The following is a 13,353-nucleotide window of genomic DNA, read 5'->3' on the forward strand; positions in this document are numbered from 1 at the left end:
TGGAGGTATATAAGTGGAAAAGAAATATAGTTATGGAAGAGGTTCTTTTAAAACAATAGAAGCTGGTAATGAACTATCTTGGATGATTGGAAATGGTATAGGCGGATATGCAAATTCAACAGTCGCAGGAGGAAGTGCTATTATGCATCATGGATACTTAATAGCAGCTTTAAATCCACCAGTTAATAGATTTTTAATATTAACTAAAACTCAAGAAGAAGTAGATATAAATGGAAGAAGGTATGATTTATCTTCTCAACAATATATAAAAACATCTAAAAATGGTCATGAATATTTAGAAAAGTTTATTTTTGATTCAATACCAGAGTACCATTATAGAGTAGAAGATGTTAAAATCAAAAAAAGTATATCAATGGATTATGGACATAATACAGTAGCAATATGTTATGAAATACAAAATGGTATTGAAGATTTAAATTTTAAAATAATACCTTTATTTAATTACAGATTATCAGGAGAATCTATTGAAAAATCAAATTTAAGATTTGATAAAGTTATAGAAAATAATAAACTTATATTAACGCCAGAAAAAAATAAGGAGTTAAAAATAAGTTTTTATACATCACAAGGTGATTACTATGACAGAAGTTTAATACCAACAACAATGGCAACTCCAAATTATTTGTTTGAAGAAAATCAATATTATATGATAGATAATAGAACTGGATTTTTAGGGGTGGACAATCATTATACTCCATATGAAGTAAATATAAATATAAAAGCTAAAGAAATAAAAAAGTTTTATGTTATATGTACATTAGAAGACGAAATAAATAAGACAGGATTTGAAATAGAAAAAAAGTATAAGAATAGGATAAACACTTTAATAGAAAAAGCTGGATACAATGATAATTTTGCAAATAATCTTGTTAAAGCTGCGGATCACTTTATAGTTTATAGAAAAAGCACTGGACTTAAAACTATATTAGCAGGATATCCATGGTTTACTGATTGGGGCAGAGATACTATGATTGCTTTTGAAGGGTTAGTATTATGCACAAAAAGATTTGAAGATGCTAGAGAGATATTAGAATCATTTTCTAAATATGTAAAGAATGGATTAGTACCTAATTTATTTCCTGATGCTAATACTGAACCTTTATATAATACAGTAGATGCATCACTTTGGTATTTTCAAGCTGTTTATAAATATCTAAAATATACTGGTAATGAGGAAGATTACAAATTTATAGAAGAAAAAATATATGATAAGTTAGTAGAAATTTTTAAGTCATATTCTAGTAAAACAGATTTTTCTATAGGAATGGATGAGGATGGATTAATTTTTGCAGGATCAGGTTTAGATCAAGTAACATGGATGGATGTAAGAGTTGGAGATATTGTGGTAACTCCAAGACATGGAAAACCTGTAGAAATAAATGCTTTATGGTATAATGCCTTATGTATAATGGAAGAGCTAAGAATTAGATTTAATAAAGAAAATTTATATTATAAAGAGTTATCACTAAAAGTTAAAGATTCTTTTAATAAAAAATTTTGGAATAAAGACAAACAATGTCTTTTTGATGTTATAGATGAAGATGATGATAAAATTCGTCCTAATCAGCTATGGGCAGTTTCACTTCCATTTTCAATATTAGATAGAGAAAAGGAAAAACAAATAGTAGATGCTTCCTATAAACATTTATATTCTACATATGGATTAAGATCACTTTCATTTATGGATAAAGAATTTAAAGATAAATATATAGGTGAGTTATTTAAAAGAGATTTAGCTTATCATATGGGAACTACTTGGGGGTTCTTAATTGGACCATTTATTACATCTTATTGCAAAGTTAATAATTATGATGAAAAAGCTATAATAAAAGCAAAAGAAATGCTGTCAGTATTTGAAGATCATATGAGAGATGGATGTATAAATGGTATAGCTGAAATATTTGATGGAGAATTTTCTTCTACAAGTAGAGGATGCTATTCTCAAGCATGGAGTGTTGGTGAAGTATTGAGAGTGTACTGTGATATAAATAAATATTAATATATAAAACTGCTAAAGATAAAATATATTTTTGGCAGTTTTTTTATAAATATTTAATATACAGAAAAATGTAAGAAAATTTACAATATATTATATAATTATGTTACAATGTAAATATGTTTTTAAGAAAGGTTAGAAAATATGAAAAATTTATTCAAATTATCGAATATTATATTTAGTGCAGCAATAATAATAAGTTTATATGGATTCTATAAAATATATAGAATAAAACAAAATATTTTTTATGGATCGTGTCCTATTGAAGATAATAGACCAATACTATATTCAGGTATACTTCTTATGATACTATCTATTATTATATCTTACATAGAAGATTTAAAAATAAAGAAACGAATTAAAGATTAATCATACTAGAGATAAGTAAGGAGAAAAAGTTGAGACAACGTATTAAGGGTAAATTCATAAAAAGGAAACTTAAAGTTTTTAGTAATGCTTACAAAGATATAATAGACTTTTATAATTTAATAAGATTGAATTATGTTGTAGAATTGAAATTAGGAAAAGATTATTTAGATGAACAAGGCAATAATCTTGCTGAAATTTTAGAAAATTACTTTGTTAATGAAGGATATGATATTATAGTAGAGTGTTATATGGAAGGTGAAAATTCATATTTAATAATTGATTGTGAAGATGAAAAAGAAAACATGTGGAATATGGTTAGTTTTATATATAGATTATTAGTTAAATTTAATATTGAACATGAAATAATATGGTAATATCAATATGATAATACTTTATTATTTTGATATCAATAATTTTGTAATTAAAAACAAAGTAAACAAGCTATTTTAATAAAGTTTAGTTATCATTTTAATATTTTATATAATACTTATTAAGTTAAACAAAATAGAAATATAGTAAAAATTGATGAAAAAATATGAATTATAGAGCTTTTTAAAGTTTGGCATATTTATTGCTTGAATAATATATGAAACTTTAGAGGCTCTTTTTATTTAGTTACAAAGAAAACATATATATGTAAAAAATTACAATAAAAAATTTAAACGATTACTAATAAAGTGCAAAGGAATAATATTATTATCAAAATGAGAAAAATTTTCGTTTTGATAATGATTACATATTCTCGAGTGATGATTAAGTTAATAGATTTACATGAGGGGGAATATATAATTATGTTAGAAACAAAGAAAAGAAAAAGTAAGAGTACTTCACTTTTTGATTTAGAGGGAGTACCATCTCTGAAAAAAGCACTACCATTGTCATTTCAACATTTATTAGCTATGATAGTTGGAAATGTAACACCAGCTATTATAGTTGCAGGAGTTTCAGATTTAAGTGCAGCTGATAAAATTCTTTTAGTCCAAGCGTCGATGTTTATGGCTGGTATATCAACTTTATTACAATTATATCCTATTTGGAAATTAGGATCAGGTCTTCCGGTAATTATAGGAATTAGTTTTGCTTATGTGCCTACTCTAACTGCTATAGGAAGTGCATATGGAATAAAGGCAATTTTTGGAGCACAATTAATTGGAGGTATTGCGGCTGTTATAGTTGGAGCTTTCATAAAGCCTTTAAGAAAGTTATTTCCACCAATGGTAGCAGGTACAGTTGTATTTACTATAGGTTTATCTTTATATCCTACAGCTATTAAATATATGGCTGGAGGGGCATCAGCAAAAGATTTTGGCGCTCCTATATATTGGGTAATCGCACTAGTAACTCTTGCTGTGGTGCTAATTTGTAATAATTTTGGTAAGGGATATATTAAGCTTGCATCTATTTTAATTGGAATTATAGTAGGATATATTTTTTCAATATTTTTAGGACAAGTAAAATTTGATGCAGTTTCTACTGCAGCATGGGCACAATTACCAACCGTTAATCATTTCGGATTAGAATTTATACCTTCCGCCATAATATCTATGGTTGTTATATATGTAGTTAATTCTGTACAGGCGGTAGGGGATTATTCAGCTACAACAGCAGGAGGACTTGATAGAGTTCCAGAGGATAGAGAATTATCTGGTGGAATAATTGCAAATGGGTTAATAAATATCATTGGACCATTTTTTGGAGGCTTACCAACAGCAACCTATAGTCAAAATGTTGGAATAGTTGCTATGACAAAAGTTGTTAGTAAATATGTATTTGCTTTAACTGCTGGATTTATATTAATTGCTGGATTTATACCTAAATTTGGAGCAGTTATTACAACTATACCACAAAGTGTTTTAGGAGGAGCCACAATTACGGTTTTTGCTATGATAACTATGACTGGTATTAAACTAATAATACAAGACGAGCTTTCAGGAAGAAATTTAAGTATAGTAGGACTTTCAGTTGCGCTTGGTATGGGAATTACACAAGTTCCTGGAGCGTTAGATGCTTTTCCAAGCTGGGTAAGTATGGTGTTTGGAAGTTCTCCAGTAGTAATAACAACACTGGTTGTAATACTTTTAAATACAATACTTCCAAAACAAAGTATTGCTCAAGAAGAAAAAGAAAGAAAAGAAATGGAATAACTATATACAAGGGATTATATGCCAAAGTGCATATAATCCCTATTTTTATAATTTCTTTACATCGGATTTCGATTGAACATATATAAGTTTATGTTAATCTTGATCAGAGTAAGGTCATAAGAAAATTTACATATGTTCAATTTCTTATGGCATGAAAATTGCTTAATATACAAGTAGTAAAAATATTTTATAGTTCTTACTAAATAAAGGGTAAAAGAGGTGTTTAGATATGCCATCTATATTGAAAGAAATTCAGAGTGCTGTAATGAAATATGCCAATATAGTAGAGAAAATACTTATGGTAGATGTTGAAGTAGTTGATGAAAATCTAATAAGGATTGCAGCAACAGGAGCCTATAGAAATAGAATAGATAAGGATATATCAAAGCAAGGATATGCCTATAGAGAGGTATTAAAAACAGGAGAATTTAAAGCTATAACAGAGCCAGGTAAAGACAATATATGTAAATATTGTATTAAAAGAGGAAAATGTGAAGAAGTATTTGAAATGAGTACTCCAATAAAATTCCAAGGAAGAATAATAGGGGTTATAGGATTAGTATGCTTTAATAAAGAACAAAAGCATCAAATACTAGCACGATTTGATAATTATAAAGCATTTATGGAGCAAATAGCAGAGTTTATAAGTACTGCAGCTTATGAAAATCTTCAAAGAAAAAGAGAAGGAACCGTTGTAAAATCATTAAATTTAATAATAGATAAAATGGATCAAGGTGTAATGGTCCTAAATAAAAATGATAAAGTAACTCATATTAATTCTAAAGGGGTAGAACTTATAAAACATGTGGATAATTTTTTTGTATCCAAAGTAGTTATAGAGCCAACAGGGGATAGCTTATTTCAAATGGAAATATATAAGGTATCAATAGACAATCAAAGCTTTCAATTTATAGGAAATATTTTTTCTATGGAGCTTAATGATAATCAATTTGATAAGATATTTATTTTTAGAGATTATAAAGGATTTAGAGATAATATTTCAGAATATACGAGTATTAAAAAAGTTATAAAAACAGAAAACATATTAGGACAAACGAAGATAATGCAAGATCTTAAACGGAAGGTTAAAAAAATTGCACTCTCAACATCAACAGTTTTAGTAACAGGAGAAAGTGGAACTGGAAAAGAAGTATTTGCTAGAGCTATACATAATGAAGGAAATAGAAAGGCTAAGGCTTTTATTGCAATAAATTGTGGAGCTATTCCAGATACTTTATTAGAAAGCGAATTATTTGGATATGTAAAAGGTGCTTTTACAGGCGCTGATCCAATGGGAAAGATAGGTAAGTTTGAACTTGCAAATAAGGGAACTATATTTCTAGATGAAATAGGAGATATGCCAATTTATCTTCAAACTAAGTTGTTGAGAGTTCTTCAAGAAAGAAAAATAACTAGAGTTGGGTCTAATAAAGAAATCGATATTGATGTAAGAGTAATTGCAGCAACCAATAGAAATTTGAAGGAACTTATAAAGGAAAATAAGTTTAGAGAAGATTTATATTATAGATTAAATGTAATACCTTTTGAAATTCCTCCTCTACGAGACAGAATAGAAGATATTGATTTATTAATTGATTTTTTTATACAAAGATATACAAATTTGTTAGATAGGAATTTTGATTCAATAACAATAACTAAAGAAGTTAAAGAAGCCTTTTACAAATATACTTGGCCAGGAAATGTTAGGGAACTAGAAAATACTATAGAATTCATAGTTAATATGATAGGCTCAGACGGTATAATAGATAAAGATGTAATACCAAAAAATATTTTATCAAGTGAAAAACTTGATATATATTATAATACAAAGGAAATTGTACCAATTAAAGAGTTAGAAGAAAAGGAAATAAGGAAAGCTTTAGAATTATATGGGACAAGTACCGAAGATAAAAAGAAAATCGCTAAAAAACTTGGGATAGGAATAGCAACTTTATATAGAAAAATAGATGAATACAAATTATTAAAACAATAAATCATATTTTATAAAATAAATAATAAGATTAAGAAAATATAATTACCAAGATAGAAAAATAGACTGATAATCTCAATTGGTATCAGTCTTTAATAATATAAAGTGTAAGTTATAATAATGAATAAAAGTAAATATATACAAATAAAAAAATAAAAAGTAATTATTGAAAAAATATAACAAAAGTAATAAAATTTAATATAATACCCCTTTGAAAACAGTTACAAAATTAAATATATAAAATAAGATATTTATTTTAAAAAATATATATAATTTATTAAAGAATAGAAAGCGAGGTGTAGTAATTAAATATAAAATAGTGATATATAATAAAACTAAAATAGGTTTAATTTATTTAAATTATAGAATTTGGAGGGGTCAATATGAAAAATAGCTTATTTATAAAAAATATTAAGGCGTTAGTAACTTGCGATGAAAAAGATAATTTATTTGAAAATGTGAATCTATATATAGAAGATGGGATTATAAAATATATAGGGAAAGATATTTTTGAAGCAAAAGAAGTAATTGATGCAAAAGATATGTATGTATATCCAGGACTTATAAATAGTCATCATCATCTTTTTCAGACTTTTACTAGAAATTTGCCACAAGTACAAAATATGGAACTTTTTGATTGGTTAACAACTTTATATGAAATATGGAAAGGGGTAGTTTCAGAATCTATAATATATAGCTCTTTAGTGGGAATGGGAGAACTAATGAAAAATGGATGTACTACTTGCTTCGATCATCATTATCTTTTTCCAGAGAAAGCTGAAGAAACTCTTATAGATGAACAATTTAATTCAGCTAAAGAGTTAGGAATTAGATTTCATGCATCAAGAGGTAGTATGAATTTAAGTAAAAAGGATGGGGGATTACCTCCAGACTCTGTTGTTCAAAAATTTGATAAAATATTATACGATTCAGAAAGAATTATAAAAAAATATCATGATGCAAGTGAGTTTTCCATGAAGCAAGTTGTCTTAGCACCTTGTGCTCCATTTAATGTAACAGCAGAGTTGATGAAGGAAAGTGCTAAACTTGCAAGAAAATATAATGTAAGACTTCATACTCATTTAGCAGAAACAAAGGATGAAGAAAGATATACTCTTGAAAGATTTAATATGAGACCTTTAGAATACATGGATACCCTTGATTGGATTGGAAGTGATGTTTGGTACGCTCATGGAATTCATTTCAATGATGAAGAACTTAAAATATTAGCAAAAACACAAACAGGAGTAGCACATTGTCCTATATCAAATATGAAATTATCTTCAGGAATAGCTAGAATTCCAGAAATGATAAAACTAGATGTTCCTGTAGGACTAGCAGTTGATGGAAGCGCAAGTAATGATGGTTCAAATCTTTTAGAAGAGCTTAGAATTTGTTATCTACTTCATAGATTAAATTGGAGTAATAATGCTCCGACTGGATATGATATATTAAAACTAGCAACAAGGGGAAGTGCAAGAGTTCTTGGAAGAAATGATATTGGAGAGCTCTCAGTGGGAAAAGCAGCAGATTTATTTATGATAAATTCAAATAGAATAGAGTTTATAGGAGCAGAATATGATCCAAAATCAATATTAGGTACTGTTGGATGTAAATCAACAGTTGATTATACAATAATAGCAGGTAAAGTAGTAGTAAAAGATGGGAAGCTTACTAATGTAGATGAAGAAAAAATAGTTTTTGAAGCGAGAAACGCAGTACAAAATTTATTTAGCAAAATATAAGTTATGTAAAGTTCATGATGAAATCTAATTTTTGAATATGAAAGCGGTTACTTAAAGATAAAGGTGTGTGGTTAAAATGAACGGAATAATCTTAGCATCAGGATTTAGTAAAAGAATGGGAAAAAATAAATTATTAATGAATATTGGAGATGAATTAATAATTGAAAAGGTAATAAGAACAATCAAGAAATGTAATATTTCAAATATAATTTTAGTTGGAAGAGAAGAAGAAATAATTAATATTGGAATAAATGAGGGAATAAAAACTATAAAAAATAATTTTGCTATTAATGGACAAAGTGAATCAATCAAATTAGGATTAAAAGAAGTAGATTTAAATCATAATTATATGTTTTTTTGTGGCGACCAGCCATTTATAGATAAAGAATCAGTTAATAAATTGATAAAGGTTTCCGCAGAAAATAGTAAAAATATAATTATTCCTAAATTTAAGGATAAGACAGGAAGTCCAATTATATTTCCTATAAGTTTAAAAAAAGAGTTAGAAAGCTTAAATGGAGATATGGGAGGAAGGGAAGTAATTAAAAATAATAAAGATAAAATTAAGTATGTAGGTATAAATAATAGCTTGTTTTTGCAAGATATTGATACTATAAAAGAGTATGAAGAATTTATTAAATTAATAAAAAGATAAAATAATAGTTATCAAAATGATATAAATTATTATTTTGATAACTATTTGTTCTTTTATAATTATCTACATACAATTTTAATATTAATATTAATTAAAAAATTACTATTTACTATACTAAAAGTCTAATTAAATCTTGGCATAAATTATGCGTATTATAAAAACAATTAAGTATTTCTTTTAAATTAGAGGAGAGGTAAATATGGAATATAAATATATTTATGAAGAGATAATAAAATCTTCAGAAAATTATAAAGAAGATATGAGTAATTTTTTAAGAGAAATAATTTCTATACCTTGTGAAAGCTGTAATGAAAAAGCTAAGATAATGAGAATAAAGAAGGAAATGGAAAAGGTTGGTTTTGATAAAATAGAGATAGATCCAATGGGGAACTTATTAGCTTATATGGGGTCAGGAAGTCATCTTATAGCTATGGATGGACATGTTGATACTGTTGGGGTAGGAGACCCTAGCCTTTGGAATTATAATCCATATGAGGGAGATGAGGATGCAGAAGTAATACTAGGAAGAGGAGTAAGTGATCAAGGTGGCGGTATAGCTGCAATGGTTTATGCTGGGAAAATTATTAAGGATTTAAATTTAGAAAATGATTATACATTACTTATAGCATGTACAGTTCAAGAAGAAGATTGTGATGGATTGTGTTGGCAGTATATAATTAACGAAGATAATATAAATCCTGAATTTGTGGTAATTACAGAACCTACTTCATGTAATATATATAGGGGGCATAGAGGTAGAGTAGAAATTAAGGTTAGTACCAATGGAATTAGTTGTCATGGGTCTGCTCCAGAGAGAGGAGAAAATGCAATATTTAAGATGGCTCCGATATTAGATGAATTGAAAAGTTTAGATAAAGGCCTTATGTATAATGATTTTTTAGGAAAAGGAACATTAACTGTATCTGAAATATTTTTTTCATCACCTTCGAGATGTGCAGTAGCAGATGGATGTAGTATTTCTATAGATAGAAGATTAACAGATGGAGAAAGTCATAAATTTGCAATAGAGCAAATTAAAAATTTACCTTCAGTTAAGAAAGCCAATGCTCAGGTATCTATATATAATTATGATAAAAAATCATATACAGGACTTTCTTATGAAACACAATCATATTTTCCAACATGGGTTATTCCAGAAGAGCATGAAGTATGTCAAACTCTTATTGAAACATATAGAAGCTTATTTAAAGCAGAGCCTATAGTAGATAAATGGACTTTTTCAACTAATGGGGTTTCTATAATGGGTAGGTATGGAATTCCATGTATAGGTTTTGGTCCTGGACATGAAGATCAAGCACATGCACCAAATGAAAGAACATGGAAAAGCGAAATAGTAAAAGCAGCAGCAATGTATGCTTTAATTCCTACCATTTATGTAAATAAAGTGAATAATAAATAATGTATAGTTAAAGAGGCTTAGAGAAATAAATTTAAGCTTCTTTTTCTTATGATTTAGGAAATTATAAAAAATTTACATGATTTATAACTATTTATAATTTCCTTCCTTCAGTTTTTTATTTATAATAATTGTAAGGTCAAGGAAAAAATGTTAACATAATATTATGAGAGAGTTTAAAAGTTAATAATATAGTACAAAAGGTGATAATAGAATGGAAGAAAAGTTTATTAAGGACATAGCTAATAAAATAAGTGATGGAATTATAATTTTAAATTCTAATAATAAAGTAATTTATGCTAATAATTATGTAAGAAAATCCTTGAATATTCAAAGCATTGAGTTAGAAGAAATAGAGGTATTTATAAAGCATGATTTTGAAAAATATAATATTTCGATAAGGGTTAAGGATACTGATTATGATGGAATAGGTGAATTATTAGAAACAGACTCTTATTCATATAATTATAAAAGTATTATCATATTAAATAAGATTTGTAAAAAAGATAAATGTAATATAACTGCAAATAATGTTTGGGGAGAAATAAAATTAGAATCTATAATTGGTGAATCTGAATCAATGAGAAATATTAAAAAGAAAATTTTAAAGATAGCCAATTCCACATCCTCAGTTCTTATAACAGGAGAAAGTGGTACTGGTAAAGAAGTAATAGCTAGAGCTATACATTCTCAAAGTAATAGAAGAAACAAACCTTTTATAGCAATAAATTGTGCAGCAATTCCTGAAGCTCTACTTGAAAGTGAGTTGTTTGGATATGCAAAAGGTGCTTTTAGTGGAGCTAGTAATAATGGTAGAATGGGAAAGTTCGAACTTGCAAATGGAGGAATAATATTTTTAGATGAAATAGGAGATATGCCACTTTCACTTCAAGTAAAATTGCTTAGAGTTCTGCAAGAAAAAAAGTTTGCTAAGATAGGATCTAATAAAATGATAAATTTAGATATAAGAGTAATTGCGGCAACTAATAAAGATATAAAAGAAATGATAAAAGAAAAAAAATTTAGAGAAGATTTATATTATAGGATAAATGTAATACCTATAGAAATTCCTAATCTTTCAGAGAGAAAAGAGGATATAAAGCAATTGGTATTAAGCTTTATAGAGAAATATTGTTCAAGCTACAATTTAGAAAAAATTAATATAGAGGATGAAGTAATAAAAAAGTTAGAAAATTATCCATGGGAAGGAAATATAAGAGAATTACAAAATGCTGTAGAGTTGATGATAAATTTAGTAGATGAAGATAATATAATAACATGTAGTATCCTTCCAGAATATATAACAAGTTATTATGATAGTCATGATGAGAAAGATTTAGATGATATTATCAATGGAGATTTTATAACATTAGAAGAATTAGAAAAAAGATATATAAATTATGCATTAGAGAAGTATGGACATGATACTAAGGGAAAATCTAAAGCTGCTAAAAAACTTGGAATAGGTCTAGCCACTTTATATAGAAAAAGTTAAGTTTATTTTAATGCAAAAATGTAGAGTTTATATAAAATAGTAATAAAAAGTTGTTTATATTACAAAAAATAAAGGATATTAAGAAAGGCTGTAATTATGAAATATAAATGCTTAATTTTGGACCATGATGATACAGTTACTATAAGTACACCTAACATACATTATCCATCATTTGTAGAGGCACTTAAAATATTAAGACCAAATACAAAAATAATTACTCTTGAAGAATTTATCTCAAGTTGTTTTAATCCTGGTTTTTCAGAATTATGCAAGGATATATTGAAATTTAACAAAGAAGAACAGGCATATCAATATAAAATATGGAGTAGCTATACAAAGTCAAAAATTCCAGATTTTTATCCTGGTTTTCCAGAATTAATAAAAGAGTTTAAAAATTTAGGAGGAGTAATTTGTGTTGCCTCTCACTCTGAAAGTGAACAAATTCAAAGAGATTATAAGATTAATTGTGGTATTTTACCAGATAAAATATTTGGGTGGGATCTTGAAGATTATAAGAGAAAACCGAACCCTTACCCAATTAGAGAAGCTATGAAAACATTTAACTTAAATAAAGAAGATATATTAGTAGTAGATGATTTAAAGCCTGGACTTGATATGGCAAGAACTTGTAATGTAGATTTTGCTAGTGCTGGTTGGTCTCATATTATACCAGAAATAATTGATTTTATGAAAGAAAATTCAAATTATTATTTATCAAGTGTTGACGAACTAAGAAATATAATATTATAAAAAAGGAATAAAAGCTTATTATATAAGTGATAGTTATTAAAGATCAATAGCTATCACTTATATTTTGACCATAATGGAGATAAACCATTAATATAATATGCCCATAATCCTGATATAAATGCAAAGAAAACAGTTGATAACTTAGGATTATTAGTAATCTTAATCAAATAACAATTTATTTGATTAGATAAGAATATATATAATAATACAGGCAAAATACTTAAAATATGGTTTATATTATTAAAGTTTTTAGTTTGGGAAAGCATCTTATTACAACTTGGACATTTAATAGTATAAGATTTATTAAATATTATATCGATTTTAAGAAATTTATTATCACAGTACGGACATGCTTTCATAAATTACCTCCAAATAAGATAGTTATTATAATTATACTATTATATGGATATATATGTAAATATTACAATAATTAAATAGCTTATGAAATATAGATACAAAGGATATATTTCATAGGTTACTTTTATATACATGGAAAGTGAAAGATATTTTGAGATTCATCTTTGATTATTAAAATGATAAATATAATTACTAAAATGATAACAAAGTAGGCCTAGCAATTATATTGGATAAAAGATAACAAGTAATATAGTTTAGGTTTAAAAAATTAAAATAAATAATTAAGTAATAAAGTTATTAATGTATTTTTAAATAAAAGTATTTGAAATTATTTAAATTTCAAGCTTTGTACAAAAAAATATAATCAAATCTTTATTATACTTGTTTCGCTGTTTCATAATACTTATTTTTTAT

Annotated in this window: 11 protein-coding genes; 10 read left to right on the top strand and 1 reads right to left on the bottom strand. The window is 26.5% G+C overall.

Annotated features, from left to right (window positions below; genetic code table 11):
• Nucleotides 1-13 precede the first annotated feature (13 nt).
• The 10 genes from ABDZ60_RS06930 (at nt 14) to ABDZ60_RS06975 (ending at nt 12,582) form a co-directional block, all read left to right on the top strand.
• Nucleotides 14-2,020: an amylo-alpha-1,6-glucosidase gene (locus ABDZ60_RS06930; protein ID WP_343777098.1), complete on the top strand. Its 2,007-nt coding sequence runs from the start codon at nt 14-16 to the stop codon at nt 2,018-2,020.
• A gap of 141 nt (nt 2,021-2,161) precedes the next feature.
• A complete protein-coding gene (locus tag ABDZ60_RS06935) occupies nt 2,162-2,386 on the top strand; it encodes a hypothetical protein (protein WP_016206606.1) in 225 nt (74 codons plus the stop codon).
• A 29-nt stretch (nt 2,387-2,415) separates the two neighbouring features.
• Entirely contained in the window at nt 2,416-2,760 is a 345-nt protein-coding gene (locus tag ABDZ60_RS06940; RefSeq protein WP_343777101.1) for a hypothetical protein, read from the top strand.
• 417 nt (nt 2,761-3,177) lie between these two features.
• Complete coding sequence (locus tag ABDZ60_RS06945; RefSeq protein ID WP_016206608.1) at nt 3,178-4,530, top strand: uracil-xanthine permease family protein; 1,353 nt, start codon at nt 3,178-3,180, stop codon at nt 4,528-4,530.
• Nucleotides 4,531-4,759: 229 nt separating this feature from the next.
• On the top strand, nt 4,760-6,523 hold the full coding sequence (locus ABDZ60_RS06950; RefSeq protein ID WP_016206609.1) for a sigma-54 interaction domain-containing protein: 1,764 nt from the start codon (nt 4,760-4,762) through the stop codon (nt 6,521-6,523).
• A gap of 380 nt (nt 6,524-6,903) precedes the next feature.
• The gene (locus tag ABDZ60_RS06955) at nt 6,904-8,265 is read left to right on the top strand and encodes an 8-oxoguanine deaminase (protein ID WP_343777105.1); all 1,362 of its coding nucleotides are present in this window, start codon (nt 6,904-6,906) and stop codon (nt 8,263-8,265) included.
• A gap of 76 nt (nt 8,266-8,341) precedes the next feature.
• Complete coding sequence (locus ABDZ60_RS06960; protein WP_047001329.1) at nt 8,342-8,920, top strand: NTP transferase domain-containing protein; 579 nt, start codon at nt 8,342-8,344, stop codon at nt 8,918-8,920.
• 199 nt (nt 8,921-9,119) lie between these two features.
• Nucleotides 9,120-10,340 carry a YgeY family selenium metabolism-linked hydrolase gene (locus tag ABDZ60_RS06965; RefSeq protein ID WP_343777107.1) on the top strand — a complete coding sequence of 407 codons (1,221 nt, stop codon included), beginning with the start codon at nt 9,120-9,122 and terminating at the stop codon, nt 10,338-10,340.
• Between the two features lie 211 nt (nt 10,341-10,551).
• A complete protein-coding gene (locus tag ABDZ60_RS06970; RefSeq protein WP_016206613.1) occupies nt 10,552-11,832 on the top strand; it encodes a sigma-54 interaction domain-containing protein in 1,281 nt (426 codons plus the stop codon).
• A gap of 96 nt (nt 11,833-11,928) precedes the next feature.
• The gene (locus tag ABDZ60_RS06975) at nt 11,929-12,582 is read left to right on the top strand and encodes an HAD family hydrolase (protein ID WP_016206614.1); all 654 of its coding nucleotides are present in this window, start codon (nt 11,929-11,931) and stop codon (nt 12,580-12,582) included.
• A 53-nt stretch (nt 12,583-12,635) separates the two neighbouring features.
• Here ABDZ60_RS06975 and ABDZ60_RS06980 read toward each other — a convergent pair whose 3' ends face one another.
• Nucleotides 12,636-12,941, bottom strand: a complete 306-nt coding sequence (locus tag ABDZ60_RS06980) for a hypothetical protein (RefSeq protein WP_016206615.1) — start codon at nt 12,939-12,941, stop codon at nt 12,636-12,638.
• Nucleotides 12,942-13,353: the final 412 nt, after the last annotated feature.

This window comes from Clostridium sartagoforme, from assembly GCF_039521405.1.
Taxonomy (GTDB): Bacteria; Bacillota; Clostridia; order Clostridiales; family Clostridiaceae; genus Clostridium; species Clostridium sartagoforme.

What these genes read in the sequence shown, in the direction of transcription:
- ABDZ60_RS06950 (WP_016206609.1), top strand. Translation starts at nt 4,760, where the DNA reads ATGCCATCTATATTGAAAGAAATTCAGAGTGCTGTAATGAAATATGCC.
- ABDZ60_RS06955 (WP_343777105.1), top strand. Translation starts at nt 6,904, where the DNA reads ATGAAAAATAGCTTATTTATAAAAAATATTAAGGCGTTAGTAACTTGC.
- ABDZ60_RS06975 (WP_016206614.1), top strand. Translation starts at nt 11,929, where the DNA reads ATGAAATATAAATGCTTAATTTTGGACCATGATGATACAGTTACTATA.
- ABDZ60_RS06970 (WP_016206613.1), top strand. Translation starts at nt 10,552, where the DNA reads ATGGAAGAAAAGTTTATTAAGGACATAGCTAATAAAATAAGTGATGGA.
- ABDZ60_RS06960 (WP_047001329.1), top strand. Translation starts at nt 8,342, where the DNA reads ATGAACGGAATAATCTTAGCATCAGGATTTAGTAAAAGAATGGGAAAA.
- ABDZ60_RS06965 (WP_343777107.1), top strand. Translation starts at nt 9,120, where the DNA reads ATGGAATATAAATATATTTATGAAGAGATAATAAAATCTTCAGAAAAT.
- ABDZ60_RS06935 (WP_016206606.1), top strand. Translation starts at nt 2,162, where the DNA reads ATGAAAAATTTATTCAAATTATCGAATATTATATTTAGTGCAGCAATA.
- ABDZ60_RS06945 (WP_016206608.1), top strand. Translation starts at nt 3,178, where the DNA reads ATGTTAGAAACAAAGAAAAGAAAAAGTAAGAGTACTTCACTTTTTGAT.
- ABDZ60_RS06980 (WP_016206615.1), bottom strand. Translation starts at nt 12,941, where the DNA reads ATGAAAGCATGTCCGTACTGTGATAATAAATTTCTTAAAATCGATATA.